The organism is Sedimentitalea sp., assembly GCF_039973035.1.
Taxonomy (GTDB): domain Bacteria; phylum Pseudomonadota; class Alphaproteobacteria; order Rhodobacterales; family Rhodobacteraceae; genus Sedimentitalea.
In genome coordinates, this window is record NZ_JBDWLR010000088.1 from 161,120 (window position 1) to 176,157 (window position 15,038).

General features: G+C 58.7%; 15 protein-coding genes. 9 read left to right on the plus strand and 6 right to left on the minus strand.

The window, feature by feature from the left end; all coding sequences use genetic code 11:
- Positions 1 to 28: 28 nt before the first annotated feature.
- The 4 genes from ABJO75_RS22980 to ABJO75_RS22995 all read left to right on the plus strand — a co-directional run bounded on the left by ABJO75_RS22980 (position 29) and on the right by ABJO75_RS22995 (position 5,256).
- Positions 29 to 1,528, plus strand: a complete 1,500-nt coding sequence (locus ABJO75_RS22980; RefSeq protein WP_348126314.1) for a DUF1254 domain-containing protein — start codon at positions 29 to 31, stop codon at positions 1,526 to 1,528.
- A gap of 64 nt (positions 1,529 to 1,592) precedes the next feature.
- On the plus strand, positions 1,593 to 2,729 hold the full coding sequence (locus tag ABJO75_RS22985; RefSeq protein WP_348126316.1) for a DUF1254 domain-containing protein: 1,137 nt from the start codon (positions 1,593 to 1,595) through the stop codon (positions 2,727 to 2,729).
- Positions 2,730 to 2,756: 27 nt separating this feature from the next.
- Positions 2,757 to 4,292 (plus strand): DUF1254 domain-containing protein, encoded by a 1,536-nt coding sequence (locus ABJO75_RS22990; protein WP_348126318.1) that lies wholly within the window; start codon positions 2,757 to 2,759, stop codon positions 4,290 to 4,292.
- A 691-nt stretch (positions 4,293 to 4,983) separates the two neighbouring features.
- Positions 4,984 to 5,256 (plus strand): helix-turn-helix domain-containing protein, encoded by a 273-nt coding sequence (locus ABJO75_RS22995; protein WP_348126320.1) that lies wholly within the window; start codon positions 4,984 to 4,986, stop codon positions 5,254 to 5,256.
- Positions 5,257 to 5,443: 187 nt separating this feature from the next.
- On the opposite strand, the gene ABJO75_RS23000 is transcribed toward ABJO75_RS22995, so the two are convergent.
- The 5 genes from ABJO75_RS23000 to ABJO75_RS23020 all read right to left on the minus strand — a co-directional run bounded on the left by ABJO75_RS23000 (position 5,444) and on the right by ABJO75_RS23020 (position 10,034).
- Complete coding sequence (locus ABJO75_RS23000) at positions 5,444 to 6,094, minus strand: DUF1826 domain-containing protein (RefSeq protein WP_348126322.1); 651 nt, start codon at positions 6,092 to 6,094, stop codon at positions 5,444 to 5,446.
- A 29-nt stretch (positions 6,095 to 6,123) separates the two neighbouring features.
- On the minus strand, positions 6,124 to 6,597 hold the full coding sequence (locus tag ABJO75_RS23005) for a phosphoribosyl-AMP cyclohydrolase (RefSeq protein ID WP_348126324.1): 474 nt from the start codon (positions 6,595 to 6,597) through the stop codon (positions 6,124 to 6,126).
- A gap of 76 nt (positions 6,598 to 6,673) precedes the next feature.
- Positions 6,674 to 8,587: a threonine--tRNA ligase gene (gene thrS / locus ABJO75_RS23010; protein WP_348126325.1), complete on the minus strand. Its 1,914-nt coding sequence runs from the start codon at positions 8,585 to 8,587 to the stop codon at positions 6,674 to 6,676.
- Positions 8,584 to 8,976 carry a membrane protein insertion efficiency factor YidD gene (yidD, locus tag ABJO75_RS23015; protein WP_348126370.1) on the minus strand — a complete coding sequence of 131 codons (393 nt, stop codon included), beginning with the start codon at positions 8,974 to 8,976 and terminating at the stop codon, positions 8,584 to 8,586. Before yidD ends, thrS begins: the two co-directional genes overlap by 4 nt.
- Complete coding sequence (locus tag ABJO75_RS23020) at positions 8,895 to 10,034, minus strand: GTP-binding protein (protein ID WP_348126327.1); 1,140 nt, start codon at positions 10,032 to 10,034, stop codon at positions 8,895 to 8,897. Before ABJO75_RS23020 ends, yidD begins: the two co-directional genes overlap by 82 nt.
- 91 nt (positions 10,035 to 10,125) lie before the next feature.
- On the opposite strand from ABJO75_RS23020, the gene hisI reads away from it, so the two are divergent.
- From hisI to ABJO75_RS23035, 3 genes are read left to right on the plus strand one after another with little or no spacing between them, the layout of a single operon-like run.
- The gene (gene hisI, locus ABJO75_RS23025; RefSeq protein ID WP_348126329.1) at positions 10,126 to 10,599 is read left to right on the plus strand and encodes a phosphoribosyl-AMP cyclohydrolase; all 474 of its coding nucleotides are present in this window, start codon (positions 10,126 to 10,128) and stop codon (positions 10,597 to 10,599) included.
- Entirely contained in the window at positions 10,568 to 11,308 is a 741-nt protein-coding gene (ribD, locus tag ABJO75_RS23030; RefSeq protein WP_348413978.1) for a bifunctional diaminohydroxyphosphoribosylaminopyrimidine deaminase/5-amino-6-(5-phosphoribosylamino)uracil reductase RibD, read from the plus strand. Before hisI ends, ribD begins: the two co-directional genes overlap by 32 nt.
- Positions 11,305 to 11,559, plus strand: a complete 255-nt coding sequence (locus tag ABJO75_RS23035; RefSeq protein WP_348126333.1) for a hypothetical protein — start codon at positions 11,305 to 11,307, stop codon at positions 11,557 to 11,559. The genes ribD and ABJO75_RS23035 overlap by 4 nt, the downstream gene beginning before the upstream one ends.
- 164 nt (positions 11,560 to 11,723) lie before the next feature.
- Here the strand turns inward: ABJO75_RS23035 and ABJO75_RS23040 are convergent, their stop codons facing one another.
- Entirely contained in the window at positions 11,724 to 12,836 is a 1,113-nt protein-coding gene (locus ABJO75_RS23040; protein WP_348126335.1) for a zinc-binding dehydrogenase, read from the minus strand.
- 199 nt (positions 12,837 to 13,035) lie between these two features.
- Between ABJO75_RS23040 and ABJO75_RS23045 the strand changes: the two genes are divergently transcribed.
- On the plus strand, positions 13,036 to 14,412 hold the full coding sequence (locus tag ABJO75_RS23045) for an NAD-dependent succinate-semialdehyde dehydrogenase (protein ID WP_348126337.1): 1,377 nt from the start codon (positions 13,036 to 13,038) through the stop codon (positions 14,410 to 14,412).
- Entirely contained in the window at positions 14,409 to 15,038 is a 630-nt protein-coding gene (locus ABJO75_RS23050) for a glutathione S-transferase (protein WP_348126339.1), read from the plus strand. The genes ABJO75_RS23045 and ABJO75_RS23050 overlap by 4 nt, the downstream gene beginning before the upstream one ends.

The window sequence follows — 15,038 nt, forward strand, 5'->3', positions numbered from 1 at the left end:
ACCACACAAAATCAAGGAGTTACCGTAGATGACCCGAACAATCGTCACGCTCACCGCAACGGCTGCATTGCTTTGCACGACCACGTTGTCCGCATTCGCACAGGACGCGGTACCGTTGGATGCTGCCACGCTTAGGGGTGATGAAACGATCGACACACCAATCGGCACAATCGAGTTGCAGGATAACTATTTCGACGACGAGGCTTCGCAAAAGCTCTTCGACGAAATGGACTATCAGCGCGCAAGTCAGGCCTATCTGTGGAGTATTCCCCTGATTGGCTTTGCGGCCTGGCGTGATAAACAGACCGCCGCTTTTGACGTTCAAAACTCGACCGATTTCGTCGTACTTGAAAGCCTCAAGGAAAAACGTGGCATCGTGACCGCCAACCTGACGACGCCTTATATCTTCAACTTCTCGAACCTCTCGGACGGTCCGATCCGGATCGAGTATCCGGCGGGACAAACCGCAGGTGCCGTTCTGGATGCATGGCAACGTCCGGTGTTCGACCTCGGCCTGACTGGTCCCGATCGGGGCGAAGGCGCGAGCTATGTGCTTGTCGGGCCGAATGATGACCCCGCAAAATACGAAGCGGATGGCGTCAACGTCTTTCAGAGTGAGACCAACAACGTGATGATTGGCCTGCGCATCCTCGAAACAGACCCGGCCTATTTCGATACCTTTACCAGTTCCTACGAGATGGGTCCGGCCGATGGCGAGATTGCTGCCAGCACCTTCATCACTGGCAAGGATGTCGAATGGAGCGGGACGCCGCCGCGCGGGCTCGAGTATTGGTCAAAACTGTCGGACATGATCAATGATGAACCCGTGCGCCGGATCGACAAGCCCTGGTTGGGCATGATCGAGCCGCTGGGCATCGTTAAGAGTCAGGAGTTCGCCCCCGATGACCGCCAGCAGGAAATTCTGAAAAAGGCGGCGGCGATGGGCGAACTGATGACCCGGAACATTCAGGTCAACCCCCGCTATGTCGAACCCTATTGGGACGACACCAACTGGTACAAGAGCTTCGATTTCCAGACCGAGCAAGAAAACGACACGATCCAGCAGATTGATCAGCGCGGCACCTGGTTCTACGAGGCCGTGTCCTCATCCAAAGGCATGCTCGACCCCCAGCCGGGCAGCGGTCAGGTTTACATGACCTCCAAGCGTGACAGCAACGGCGATCTGCTGCGCGCCGATCGCAACTATGTGCTGCATGTTCCCGCCGAGGTTCCGGTCGGGCAGTTCTGGGCGTTGACGTTGTACAGTGAAGAGACCCGCCGACCTTATGACAACGGTGGCACCGAGGCCAAAGATGTCAGCCTCGACAGCCGCATGGACCAACTCACCTATAACGAGGACGGCTCCATCGATCTCTATATCGGTCCCGACGCGCCCGAGGGGATGGAAACGAACCACATGAAGACCGTCGATGACGATGGTTGGTTCGTTTATTTCCGCCTCTACGCCCCGGAGGATGCGTTTTTCGACAAGAGCTTTACCCTGCCAGATTTCGAACGCGTCGAGTGATCCGGCGTATTCCATCCCGGCCTCTTGCATGGCCGGGATTCTTCTTGCCGAAGGACGACAAAGGATGAATGACCTCTTCAAGATTGCATTGCTGGCCCTGGTGGTCGGTTTGACCACTTCGACGGCACCGCTGTTCGCTCAGGACGAGACCCAAACAACAGCGCCTGACACCGGTGTCGGCGACAACGGACAGGCCCTGCCGTCCAGCCTGGCCTTTACCGACGAGGGCGGCGAGACCGTGACGATGGACAACGTCATTCGCGCGGAAACCGCCAAATATATGGCGGCCGAGACGATCACCACCGGGCCCAACGCGTTCCGCCATGAACGCGAGGGGATCGACCTGAAGGCCCAGACGGTGATCCGGTCGAACTTCGATCTGATCTATTCCTATGGCGTATGGGATGTTAGCGGCGGCCTCATGATCTCGGTACCAGACTACGACCTGCTGCAACTGGTGCAGGTGCTGGATGAGAACTCAGTCACCATTGGCGTGGTCTATCCCGGCGACACGCTGGAACTCGGCCCCGACGACGTTACCCATGGAAGCCATGTCTATCTGTTCATGCGCACACAGCCGCGCAGCGATGACGACACGGGCATGGACGAGATGCGACAGCGACAGGACGCCGTGACCGTCAAGGCGGGTGCCGATGCACCTTATGCCTCCGACGTTCAATATGATGTGGCCAGCTTCAACGCCTTGCGCAGCGAGCTCATCGGGAGGGCGCCGACCGAGGGTGTGATTGAGAAGGGGTTTATCGATGACATCGACGATATCGAAACGCCACAGTATCAGCTGATCAACACGGCCGGATGGGCCGGTCTTCCGGCCAGGCACGCATTCTATTTTGTCGTCCTTCCCGGTGATGACGGTGCCGCACAAAGTAAACCCGCCATCGTGACCTTTGAGCCACCGGAGTTGCGCTATGACGATGCCGGTTACTGGTCGATCACTTTTTATAATGCCGATGGCTGGGTCGAGACCAATCCGTTCAAGCTCAGCAGCCGCGAGGCGGTGGCGAACGAGGACGGCACGATCACCATCAATATCAACGGTGGTACGGATGCAAAAAACAACATCAAAGCACCCAAGAACTGGAACGCGCTTTTCCGCGCCTATCTGCCGGTCTCGGTCGAGGACATCGTCAAGTATCGCGATGACTTCGTGCAAAACCACAAGGTGACGGCGGAGCAATAGTTTCCGAAACAATAAGAGGAGAATGAGATGACACGTTCATCCCTGACGAAATCGACTGCCGCGTTTGCGCTTGTCGCGGCCATGGTGTCGCCTGCCATCGCACAGGACAGCCGTATAGAAGCGTTGAGCAGTCTACCGTTCGAGCAGAACCGGCCCACACCCGAAACTGCCCTAGCGCTGAGCGACGAGCTGACCTTTCAGCAAGCAACGCAGGCTTACCTCTGGGCGATGCCGCTTGTGAATACGCTAGGTATGAAGTTCGGTTCCGAAGAGGTCTTTGGCGCGGGATACAACGTCCTGCCGATCTGGAAGGAGCGGCTCGACCCGAAAACCCTAGTCACGACGCCGAACTCGGATGTGCTTTATGCAATGAGCTATATCGACATGAACGACACAGGACCGGTCGTTCTTGATGCGCCGCCGGGCCTGCAGGGCATCCTGTTGGATTTCTGGCAACGGCCCATTCCTGTGGATGGCGGCAAGTTCTTTGGCGATGTCGGTCTGCCCGGCCCTGATGCGGGTAAGGGCGGCAAGTTCCTGGTGCTGCCTCCGGGCTATGACGGCGATGTGCCTGGCGGATATTTTGTATACCGCTCGGCGACGAACAACCTGTTTATCTTCCTCCGTGGTTTCTACGACGATCCTGACAATCTCGATCCGGCAGTCGAACTGATGGAGCAGGCGGAGGTCTATCCGCTGAATGTGGTCGAGGCCGACCGTAAGCCGATGGAGTATCCCAACGCGTCTGGTGTTCCGGCCAACATGCTGCCGCGGTCGGATTTCAGTGTCTTTGAGCAGTTGAAATGGCTTGTCGATAGTGAGAGCACCAATCTTGCCGGACCGGATGGGCTTGGGATTCTGGCCAATATCGGTTTGATCGCGGGTCAACCGTTTGAGCCGGATGACGCAACCCGTGCGATCCTCGATGCCGGGGCAACTACCGCCTACAAGATGTCGCGCGTCATCGGTCTGAGCGATGAGGTCAACGGCAAGTCCATGCTGGTCTGGCGGGACCGACAGTGGGTGAACCCGGTTAACAATGCCGCCGAACCGGGACCGAAAAAGGCACTGGATCTTGCGTTCAAGAACACCGCGTCGAACTTCATCGACATCGAACAGCGCGTTTGGTTTTTCACAGACTACTATTCGATGAGCCCGGGCATGGTGTCGCAAACGCCGGGCAAGGGCGCTGCGTACTGGATCGTATTCAACGATGCCGCTGACGCACCGCTTTCGGGCGACAGCGCTTACAAACTGACCTTACCTGCTGATGTGCCGGCATCCCTGTTCTGGTCGATGACGCTCTATGAGGCCGAGAATGCCTCCGGACTGGCGACTGATGTACGTCGTTTCCCGTCACTCGGCTCGCGTGACAAGCCAGCAGTGAACGACAATGGCACAACTGATATCTACATAGGTCCCGAAGCCCCTGAGGGTCATGAGGCGAATTGGCTGCCGTCGGCGGCGGGTCGAGGCTTTTTCGGAATTCTGCGGCTCTACGGACCGGGTGAGACGGCGATCGACTATAGCTGGAAGCCCAGCGATCTGCACAAGGTCGAGTGATCGGGCGCAAATGAAAGCGGAGGCGACAATCAAGTTTACGGGGTTTGTCGCCACTGATCCGGGAAAGCAGGAATCGTCAATCTGGTCGCGAGGCTGGCAACCACGCTTAAAACGGCGTCAGCCAAAGCATTCGTTGCCCCTCCCATGGCCGGATGGTTGGCAGTTCGGTTGTCACCCGTCGCATCCGCGTGGTCTTCTCAACCGGGCCTGAGTGGATTTTTTAAGGTTGTGAGAGTGTCTCGTCACGCAAGGTTGGCCCATCCGGGAAGTACTGCTGATAAAAGCGGCCCTTCGTCGTGCATCGCGCCGAGATAGGCTGGAGTCAGCGCTTCTACAAGATTCGGGCTCAGCGTAGAATTTGGCCGGACACAGAGCATGATGGGCGGAGCCCAGACTTTTTCTGTGGGTGCGTAGTGGTTGCTACTGAATGATGTGAGCGGATATTCAGATTGTGGCAAGAATCGAGAAACAACTGGGGCGCCGTACGGCCACTCACGGCCCGCTATACAGATTGTGCAGTTGCAGAAAATTTGCAGGCGGGGCGAGATCGTGCAAGAAACACTGGTGCCGAGCGACAATTCTGGCGGTGCGCGGCGCTGGCCAATCCTGTGTAGCGCGCGGGAGTGGCGAGGTTTGTACGTAAATCCATCCCATCGCGGCTCTGAAACTTATTGGAACGAAAGAAGACACCATGCTGACAATACTGCCCGAACGTGTCCAGGAACTGCGCCGCGCCCGAGGACTGGGCCGTAGCAAACTCGCCAAGCTCTCGGGGGTGACCGAACGCCAGGTTGCCCGTCTGGAAGGTGCCTTGCCGTGGAAGGGCGAGTTGACCCCCGGCATGGTCCAGCGCATTGCCGCCGCGTTGCAGGTTCAGCCGGAAACCCTTCTGGGGGATCAACCACTGACTGAATTCGACATGGCAGCGCCCCCGCAGGCCAGTAGTTGCAGTTGCTGCAACTAACCGCCAACGGCCCGCTTTCGCGGCGGGCCTCTTCGCTGCGTGCGGTGTTGCTCCAAACAGGACGGTGACGCAGAAATATCATTCGCGAGTATCGCAGAAGACGGCGGTGTAATCTGTGCACTGCGAGAGAGTATTGCCCGCGCGTGAAACAATGGTCGCGCTCAGCAATCCAGCAGCCATTGGCTCCCTAGATCAATGCAGGTAAACTCTCGACCTCTTTTGCAGGGTCTTCAATAGGATCGAGCACAAGCAACAACCGCGTCTCACCCGTCCCCACAATCGGGGGTGATCGGTGCAACAAACTCGATACCGGTGTTTCAGGCCAGCGCGTGCCGCGCAGGATGACCGGTGAGCCGGTTGGCACGGTCATGATCCGTTCCGGCTCACGGCCATTTTCTGAAATCCCATATTGCGTGCCGGTTCCGCGATAGGTGCAGATCAGCCGGGCTGTCACAGCATCGGCGTGGAACTTGCGGCAGGCATTGGTGTTGACCACGTCAATCCGCAGCCTGAGATAGGGGCTCTTCATAATGCTCGCAAATATGGATGCCAGTGCAGAGGCGTCTTCGATCAGGATGTTTCGCTCGGCGCATTCCGGCGTTCCGCAGTCGTTGGCAATATCAATCAATACGTCGCAAACCGTCTCTGGCCGCACGATCAGCCGCGCCCGTGGTAACTGCTCCGTCGGTAGTGCATCGATCCAACGCTGAAAATGAGGTTTGGGATCACGCCGCCAGACCGTGGCCGCGCAGGACCGTTGGTGAATAGCAGTCAGACCGCTCGGCGCGGATGTAACAGTCGTGCAGGTGCTGAGTTCGGGGCGACTGGTGAGGATCATCGTTTCGTCTCCGGAGTAAGGCTCTGGCCCTATGGCTGGTAGGGCAGTGAGGAATGGTGCAGCACGATGCGCAGGGTGCCGGTTTCGTCCATCTTGTAACCAAAGCTCTTGTCGACCGTGGTGACGGACCCGTCCTTGTTGGTCAGCTTGACCCAGCCCATCCACATGGCGACGTCGCCCTTGATGAACGCGGCGGAGGTGGTGCTTTCGGTCGCGCGCCAGCCCATGATCGCGAAGCCGTTGTCGAGCGGATATTCCTCGGAGTGTCCGCAGAAATAGGCCAGCGCGCCTGCCTTGGTCGGTCGGAACGTCTGCGCGCCGCTTGCCATGGTCGGTTTGAACAGGACTGGCCCGAGGTTGTATCCATAGTAGGTGTCAATATTGGCGGAGGCGACTTTGCGGGCGGCCTCGACGCCACCCTCCTCGAAGGCCTTTGAGATGGTGATTTTGCCATTGCCCCAGATGGTCAGGGCTTGTTCGATGTCGTCTTGGGTGATCGGCAAGGGGGATTCCTCTCTTGCTATGATGTTTCAAAGGGGCGCAATCGCGTTTCGCCAGTGCCCCCCGTTTGCACCGCCATCAGGACGGTGATCGCGCCTCGGCGACCAGTGTTTGCATGGCCTCGTCTAATGTCACGGTCTGGGTCTTGTCCGCCCCGTGGCGGCGGATCGTGACGGTGTGTTCTTCAGCCTCCCGCCCACCAAGTGCGATTTGAACAGGGACCTTTTGCAGTGCGTGTTCACGCACCTTGTAGCCGATTTTTTCGTTGCGCAGGTCAGTTTCCACCCTCAACCCTGCTGCCTTCAACACACCAGCGACCTCGCGGGCCCAATCGTCCGCGGCATCGGTCACTGTGGCGACAACCGCCTGAACCGGCGCGAGCCAAAGCGGCAGGTGCCCCGCATGGTGTTCGATCAAAATGCCTGTGAACCTTTCCAGCGAGCCAAAGAGCGCCCGGTGCAGCATGACCGGCGCCAGCTTGTCTCCGGAGGGGGCGACATAGGTCGTGCCGAACCGTTCGGGCAGGTTGAAATCCACTTGCAGCGTTCCGCATTGCCAATCCCGCCCGATGGCATCACGCAGGACATATTCCAGCTTCGGCCCGTAAAACGCGCCTTCACCTTTAAAGATCGTATAGGGATGGTCGGCCTGATCTAACGCCGTGCGCAGCGCCTCCTCGGACCGACCCCAGCTTTCATCACTGCCGATGCGGTTCTCGGGGCGTGTTGAAAGCTTAATCCGCACATCCTCAAACCCAAAGTCGCGGTAGATCGACATGACCAGATCGTTGACCTTGAGACATTCCTCGGTCAGCTGTTCAGGCGTGCAATAGATATGCGCGTCGTCCTGAGTGAAACTGCGCACGCGCAGAAGCCCATGCAAGGCGCCCGACGGCTCATAGCGATGCACCTTGCCGAATTCCGCGATCTTCAGGGGAAGGTCACGATAGCTTTTGGTGCCTTGCCCGTAGATCAGCATATGGCCGGGGCAGTTCATCGGCTTCAGCGCATAGTCACGGTCATCCTCGGTCTTCGCAAGGAACATGTTCTGGCGATAGTTCTGCCAATGGCCAGAGGTTTCCCAGAGGGCACGGTCCATGATGTCGGGGGAATTGACCTCGATATAGCCTGCCTCTTCCTGACGATCCTGCATGTAGCCGATCAGCGTCTGGAACAGACGCCAGCCTTTCGCATGCCAGAAGACCGAGCCGGGCGCGACCTCCTCAAAATGGAACAGGTTCATCTCGCGGCCCAGCCTGCGGTGATCGCGCTTTTCGGCCTCGGCCATCATCGTCATATGTGCGTCAAGTGCCGCTTTGTCCGCAAAGGCAACACCATAGATGCGGCTGAGCATCTGATTGTCGCTGTCGCCGCGCCAATAGGCCCCCGCCACGCGGGTCAGCTTAAAGGCCGTGCCTGCGTCGCCAGTGCTGCGCATATGCGGCCCACGGCACAGGTCGAGCCAGTCGCCCTGACAGTAGACTTTCACCGCCTCGCCAGCGGGGATCGCATCCAGCAGCGCCACTTTGTAAGGCTCGCCTGCCGCCTCAAAATACTGCCGCGCCTCTTCGCGGGTCCATTCCTCGCAGGTGAAAGACGTTTTGGCAGCGATGATCTGGCGCATCTTCTTTTCGATGACCGGAAGATCTTCGGGCGTGAACGGCGTGTCACGCTCGAAGTCGTAGTAGAACCCATGCTCGATGGCGGGGCCGATGGCCGTCTTGGTGCCGGGCCAAAGCGCCTGAACGGCTTCGGCCAGAACATGGGCAAGGTCATGGCGGATCAGCTCCAGTGCACGCGGATCATCGCGCGACATCAGCTCCACCGCCGCCCCATCGGGCAGAGGCGCGGACAGATCGGAGACCTTGCCATCGACGACCGCAGCTACTGTGCGCTTGGCAAGGCTTGGGCTGATGCTGGCTGCGAGATCGGCGGCAGAGCTGGCAGGTTCAAGCGCCCGGGTCCCGCCGTCGGGCAGGCGAATATTGATCATTTTAGGGTCTTTCTTTCTGAGAGCGGGAGCACCGGGTCGTATCCGGTGCCTCCCCATGAGTTGCAGCGGGCAAGGCGCCAAAGCATCAACCATGTTCCGCGTAGCGGCTCATGTCTCTCCAGCGCGGCAATGGCGTAGACGGAACAGGTGGGGTGAAGGCGGCAATTACGACCCAGGCAGGGGAAAACAGCAGGCGGTATCCGCGCGCTGGCCGGTTCAGGAGCCAGACGGCAAGCACGCCGACGGGGCCACGTGCAGGCTGTGGCGCAGCAGGGGGCCTGAACTGGGTACGGCAGATCGGCATGGCTCAGAACGGCATCTCGATTGTCTCGACCATCATGCCACCGGGCAGTTCTTTCGACGCTGACCCTTCTTTGGGCTGCATCAATAGCATTTCGAGGCTGGCCTTGAGATCAGCCTCTTCCATGTCGCGCGCGATGATGACGACGCGGCTAACGGTATCTTGGCCTGACAAATTTTTTAGTGGCACGGGCGCGTCGAAGATATGCTGCACCCCGTGAAAGACAAACGGATACTGCAGCCCTTCGACGTGCAAAATGCCTTTCATACGCAGGATGTTCGGTCCTTTGAGCGCGATCAGGGTGTCCAGCCAGAAATCGAAAACATTCGCGGAAATGGGCTCTGTCACCTCAATGGATGCAGAGGTGATCCGGTGATCATGTGTCGCTGGTATCGACGGGCTGAATGTCGCTGGCGCAGCGGGCTTCGCTGAAAACCCTGAAAGGCCAGACAGCGGATCGGGCTTAACCGTCTCCTGTGACATCCCCAGCCAACTGTCCACATCCGGTGACGTCACGCCTTCACGCATAGCGGATAAACCGAACAGTGTACCCACTGGCACACGCCCATGGTCCGCATGGATGCGCCGAGCCGAGGCGTTAAGCCCGTCCAGCCGTTTCTCAAGCCGGGAAAGGTCAAAGGAGTCGGCCAAATCGGTCTTGGACAGGACCAGCACGTCGGCCATGGCAACCTGGTGAACGGCTTCGAACTGCTGGTCGAGCGTTTTCATCGCCGTTGCCGCATCCGCCAGCGTCACGACACCGTCGAGCCGGAATGCCTGCGCAATCTGGTAATCCGTCGCCAGAGTGTGGACGATCGGACCCGGATCAGCGATGCCGCTGGTTTCGATCACAACCCTGTCAAAATTGACCTTTCCTGCGGCACGTTTGGCGATCAAGTCCCCAAGCGTCTTGGCCAGATCACTGAGGATCGCACAGCACAGGCAGCCGGATTTCAGCAATACGGTTTCCTCGGTCGCTTCCTCGATCAAGTCGTGATCAAGACCGACATCGCCGAACTCATTCATGATAACGGCGATCTGCCCCGCCTCGGGGTCGCGGATCAAGTGGTTGAGCAGCGTTGTCTTTCCTGCGCCGAGAAACCCGGTCAACAAGGTGACGGGAATGCGTTTATCCTCCGATATCATTCTGGCGCGCGCCTCTTTACAATATGGTTGCCTTCGGTCAGTTTCGTTACGTTATTACATGACAAATCACAAGAGACCCAAAGAGGCCATCATGACGCAATTGGAGTTCCAACCCCGCAAGACTGTGGAACAGGTCGAAGAGAGCACCGATCTCGCGCCCAAATTTGGCGAGGATGGCCTACTGCCCTGCATCACCACCGATGCCTTTACAGGCGAGGTGCTTATGCTTGGCTGGATGAACACCGAGGCTTTCCGCCTGACCATCCAGACCGGTGAGGCGCATTACTTCAGCCGTGCACGGCAGGTGCTGTGGCACAAGGGCGCCACCTCTGGTCTGGTCCAAAAGGTGGTCGAAGCGCGCATCGACGACGATCAGGATGCGCTGTGGCTGCGCGTTGATGTCACCGGGTCCGGTGCATCCTGCCACGTGGGCTATCGTTCGTGTTTTTACCGCGCTGTGCCGCATGGCGCAAAGGCCGGTGACCCGCTGACTTTCCTCGAGGATCACAAAACATTCGACCCAGCGGTCGTGTATGGCGATGCGCCGAACCCAACCCAACTCTGACCTCATCTGGATGCAGCGCGCCCTTGCGTTGGCCAAAGCCGCACGCGGCCATGTCTGGCCCAATCCACCAGTGGGATGCGTGCTGGTCAAGAGTGGCATAGCTCTGGCAGAGGCTGCCACCCACCCCGGTGGCCGTCCGCATGCAGAACGAGCCGCGCTGGAACAGGCCACGGCCAAGAGCGGGATCAGCACCAAAGGCGCGACGCTCTACGTGACGTTGGAACCTTGCTGCCATTGGGGCGGGACGCCACCCTGCACAGATGCAATCATCGCCTCAGGCCTGCGGCGCGTTGTTTGTGCCATTCAAGATCCAGAACCACGGGTGAACGGCGGCGGCTTCGAACAGCTTCGAAACGCCGGAATCGAAGTCTCGGTCGGGCTTTGCGCGGCGCAGGCTACTCAGGTGATGTCAGGATTCTTCCATCGTGTCAGAACAGGCCAGCCCGAGCTGTTGATTGTCGAAGATGATACTAAGACCATCCCCGTTGGCGCAGACGCTTTGCTTTCAACGAACGACGATGCCTTTTCGTTGCTGAGCAGGACGCCACAGGGGGTGATAACCGCGCATTTCTCCAAACTTGCAGCATCCGGCTTGCTCACCCAGCTGGGGTACGTCGGCCTGACCACCGTCGCGGTCACCGCACGGGATCCGGTTATCAATGAATTGCGGCCCATCGCGAACAGCAGGGCAGACAAAGGGGCGGCATGATTGAACGCAGTGCAATGCAGACCGCCAAGTCCCTGTGGCACACACAGCGCATCAAGCGGTTGATCAGGGAACGCATTGGCAGCGGTGCTGCCTGCCTTGTCTCGGTTCGCGAGACAATTTGTACCGATCCCGCCTGCCCAGGACCGGCGACCGAGGTTCGCATCACGACCCTGAGCTTTCGCGAAACCCACTTCACCATCCACAAGCCTGCTTCTGCAGTGTGCCGCTCAGACATTTCCAACGTAATTTGATCTGGTTTGTTTCAGCGGCCAATCACCAGCCGCGGAATCAAACGACCGAGCGGTAACTTGGGGTGCAAAGAGCGCGGCGAGAATGACGCCGCGCAACACATAAAGGTCTGCCTATTAAGAAGAGCAGGCGCCGCCCTTGCTGGGCAGCGCCGCTCCTATACGCGTCAGGACCAGGGCGTTACGAGGTATTTCTCGCCCGTCTTCATAGCGTGGTAGTCCATCACGGCCTCTTTCGTCAGCATGTCTTCCAATGAGACGCGCGATTTGTAGTGGCTGGCAAAAGTGGTGGTAAGGTTGTCGCGCACACGCTGCCGCATGCGGCCCATGGTTTCCTGCCCAACGGACTGCAGGAAGGGGAACAAAAGCCAGCCCGACAGCGTCCAGCCGAACCCGTAGGACGGCGTCAGAATAGTGGGGCTTGTATCAAGGCGGCCGTAGATGAACATACGCTTTTGCTGGTTAGAGCCGTAGCGCGAGAATTCGGTCATCTGCTCAACGGCGACCCGTTCCATCGCTCTGAACGCCGTGTCGACCTGCTTGCCGCCCCCGACGGGATCAAAGCCATAAAACGCACCGGTTTCCCGGATGGCGCCGCTCAACTGGTCCATGAAGTCGTCGTCGGAGGAATTGACCACATGCGTTGCCCCGAGACCCTTCAGCAGGTCAACCTGATCGCTCTTGCGAACGATGTTTACCAGTCCGAGTCCGTCTTCTTTGCAGATACGTGTCAGCATCTGCCCAAGGTTTGATGCACCTACCGTATGCAGAATGGCGTCCTGCCCGTCGGCTTTGGCATTTTCGGCAAAACCAAGTGCAGTCATCGGGTTGACGAAGGAGCTGGCTCCTTCTTCGGCGGAGTGATCGCCTAGCGGCAGGCACATGGACGCATCGGCAAGGCAATATTGGCTGTAGGCGTTGCCCGGCACGCAAGACACGCGCTGCCCCACAAGGGCCTGCGCAGCTTCGCTGTCACCAGCCGCGACCACGGTGCCGGCCCCTTCGTTGCCAGCGGGCAGCTTCATCCCATGACGCGCCTTTGAGGCCCGATTTGCCGCCTCGGGCATCTTGGCGACAAACTTGCCGCGCGTGTATTCCGCGTTTTCGACGTCTGCACCGCCGACCAGAATGGCAAGGTCGGATGGGTTGATCGGCGCCGCTTCCATTTTCACCAGAACCTGTTTGCCGGTGGGGGCCTCAACGGTCACCTCCTCCAGTGCGACGGTCAGCGTGCCGTCAGCCTCGAGCGTGGTGAACAACTGTTTGCCAGTGGTAGTCATGATCGGGTCTCCTAATTATTCGATGATCTTAGGGCGTGGGGTATGCCATCGCGATCTGATGTCACACCCGAACGTATGGTCAACGCTGACGCCTGCAATAACGTTTCCGTGACTTACAGGCTCAAGGGCGTGCCGTACAGGAACCAAACCCCGACCTCGGTGTTGTCCTTCCAACGCCTCAAAGTCTGAAGGAGACATCATGTCGACGATCACGACAACAAACCCCGCCACCGGTAAGGTCATAGAAACCTATCCACAGATGACGAAGGACGACGCCGTGCAAAAGCTTGAAGCTGCGCACGAAGCCTTTCTTGACTGGCGGACAAAGACCCATGAAAAGCGCGCACCCTATCTGATGCGGATCGCCGAGTTGCTGCGCGAGCATTCCGATGAATTGTCAGAGCTGATGACACGGGAGACTGGCAAGCTGACCAAGGATGGCAAAACCGAGGTCGAAATTTGTGCTGCAATTTTTGAATATACCGCGCAGCACGGCCCCGATGTTCTCGCTGACGAGGAACGCACGCACGGCCAAAACGGCGCGTGCGGCGTCGTCAGCCACCAGCCGATTGGCGTGATCTATTCGATCCAGCCGTGGAACTTTCCGCTGTATCAACCAGTCCGTGTGCTGGCGGCGAACCTCATGGCGGGCAATGGGTGCGTGTTGAAACACGCCAGCATTTGCACTGGATCGGGCCTGCGTCTGCGCGAACTGTGCATAGAGGCCGGCCTGCCCAAAGACCTGTTTCAAGTCGTTTTGATCGACCATGACACCAGCGATACGCTGATCGGACATCCTCTGGTGCGCGGTGTCACCATGACCGGCAGCGACGGGGCAGGGCGTCACATTGGAGGCGTGGCGGCCAAGGCTTTGAAAAAGACCGTGCTGGAGCTTGGGTCGAACGATGCCTATTTGGTAATGGAAGACGCGGACATTGAAACCGCCGTCAAATACTCTGTCATGGGGCGCTTGTATAACAACGGTGAAACCTGCGTTTCGGCCAAGCGTTTCGTAGTGACCGAGAAAGCCTACGATGCCTTTGTGTCGGCCTTCGTAGACCAAATGCAGGCGATCACCATGGGTGATCCGACAGAAAAAGACTCCCAGCTTGGGCCACTGTCCAGCGAGGAGCAATTTGACACGGTGAAGGACCAAGTGGAGCAAAGCGTTGCAAAAGGGGCCAAGGTGCTCTGTGGTGGCACCGCGCCTGATCGCACGGGCGCCTATTATCCCGCCACTGTGTTGGCCGATGTGACGCCCGGCATGCCCGCCTATGACGACGAGATCTTTGGCCCGGTGGCTGCCGTGATCCGCGCCAAGGACGACGAAGACGCCATGCGCATCGCCAACGACAGCCGCTATGGCCTTGGCGGTGGGATATTCTGCAAGGATGAAGGGCGCGCGCTGAGGCTCGCCCGCGATCACTTTGATACCGGCATGGTGCGGATCAACTCCTTTGGCGCGGCAGATCCGAACATGCCCTTCGGTGGCGTCAAGGACTCGGGTTATGGCCGCGAACACGGCGGCTTTGGCATGAAGGAATTCACAAACGCAAAGGCGATCTTTTTGCCATGATTACATTACACGCTCTGAAATATTCCCGCGCGAACCGAATATTGTGGCTGCTGGCCGATCTTGGCCAGCCCTGCAACCGGATCGATTATGACCGCACCAAGAGCCTTCGTGCGCCAGAGGCATTGAAGCGGGTCCACCCCTTGGGAAAATCCCCGGTTATCGAGGACGAAGGCGAAATGATCGCCGAGTCCGCGACCATCCTGCGCTATCTCGCGGCGAAGTACGCTGATAACAGCCATACCCCTCCTCAGGGCACGCCCGCCTATTGGCAGCACGAAGCGCTGCTGGACTACGTGGAAGCATCCTTTGCCGAGGTCGCCCTGCAAGCCATTCTTCCAGCATTTGGTGGTGAACCGGTGCCGGAAACGGCCCGATCGGCGTTGGATGTCCATCTCGACTATATCACCCAGCTTATCGGTGATGGCCCGCTGCTGTTTGGCAATCGCGCGATGCTGGCGGATATCCAGATGTCCTACATCATAGCACTCCTGGCGCGGCTTGACCTGCTGAATGACCATCCCGTGATCGCGACCTACTGGGACGCGCTGCAGGAGCAGCCAGGCTACATCGCCGCAACTCAGGCGAGGGGCCCCATGGCTCCGCCTGCTGACACAGAAAGGAAATGA

Excerpts from the sequence above, each read along its gene's own strand:
- ABJO75_RS23040 (WP_348126335.1), bottom strand. The coding sequence starts at position 12,836 with ATGACTACCACTGGCAAACAGTTGTTCACCACGCTCGAGGCTGACGGC.
- ABJO75_RS22985 (WP_348126316.1), top strand. The coding sequence starts at position 1,593 with ATGAATGACCTCTTCAAGATTGCATTGCTGGCCCTGGTGGTCGGTTTG.
- ABJO75_RS23045 (WP_348126337.1), top strand. The coding sequence starts at position 13,036 with ATGTCGACGATCACGACAACAAACCCCGCCACCGGTAAGGTCATAGAA.
- ABJO75_RS23000 (WP_348126322.1), bottom strand. The coding sequence starts at position 6,094 with ATGATCCTCACCAGTCGCCCCGAACTCAGCACCTGCACGACTGTTACA.
- ribD (WP_348413978.1), top strand. The coding sequence starts at position 10,568 with ATGGCGATGCGCCGAACCCAACCCAACTCTGACCTCATCTGGATGCAG.
- ABJO75_RS23035 (WP_348126333.1), top strand. The coding sequence starts at position 11,305 with ATGATTGAACGCAGTGCAATGCAGACCGCCAAGTCCCTGTGGCACACA.
- ABJO75_RS22990 (WP_348126318.1), top strand. The coding sequence starts at position 2,757 with ATGACACGTTCATCCCTGACGAAATCGACTGCCGCGTTTGCGCTTGTC.
- ABJO75_RS22995 (WP_348126320.1), top strand. The coding sequence starts at position 4,984 with ATGCTGACAATACTGCCCGAACGTGTCCAGGAACTGCGCCGCGCCCGA.
- ABJO75_RS23020 (WP_348126327.1), bottom strand. The coding sequence starts at position 10,034 with ATGATATCGGAGGATAAACGCATTCCCGTCACCTTGTTGACCGGGTTT.
- ABJO75_RS23050 (WP_348126339.1), top strand. The coding sequence starts at position 14,409 with ATGATTACATTACACGCTCTGAAATATTCCCGCGCGAACCGAATATTG.
- ABJO75_RS22980 (WP_348126314.1), top strand. The coding sequence starts at position 29 with ATGACCCGAACAATCGTCACGCTCACCGCAACGGCTGCATTGCTTTGC.
- hisI (WP_348126329.1), top strand. The coding sequence starts at position 10,126 with ATGACGCAATTGGAGTTCCAACCCCGCAAGACTGTGGAACAGGTCGAA.
- thrS (WP_348126325.1), bottom strand. The coding sequence starts at position 8,587 with ATGATCAATATTCGCCTGCCCGACGGCGGGACCCGGGCGCTTGAACCT.